Raw genomic sequence first — 243 nt, 5'->3', positions numbered from 1 at the left:
GTAGCCGCCGTTGGCGAACGGTGCATAGGCGCCGACCAGCTCGAGCACGGACACTTCCGAGGTGCCGAGCGCGATCGAGACGTTGGGCTCCAACTTGGAGGAAATGCCGAGCCGGTGCGCGGTGCGCGCCATGGTCGGCGGCCGGAACTATTCCGAGAGCCAGTACAATCGCGCGGTGACTGCAAAGCGGCAGCCGGGCTCGTCGTTCAAGCCGTTCGTCTATTTGACCGCGGTCGAGTCCGG

1 protein-coding gene is annotated in these 243 nt (G+C 65.8%); it reads left to right on the top strand.

What is annotated here, in order from left to right; translation table 11 throughout:
• Positions 1–103 precede the first annotated feature (103 nt).
• Positions 104–243 (top strand): penicillin-binding transpeptidase domain-containing protein (locus FNJ47_RS48460; RefSeq protein WP_430649505.1); only part of this gene is annotated, 140 nt, incomplete at its 3' end.

This window comes from Bradyrhizobium uaiense, assembly GCF_010811875.1.
Lineage (GTDB): Bacteria > Pseudomonadota > Alphaproteobacteria > Rhizobiales > Xanthobacteraceae > Bradyrhizobium > Bradyrhizobium uaiense.
Note: the sequence above shows the minus strand (reverse complement) of the source record. Positions and strands in the feature narration are given on the sequence as shown.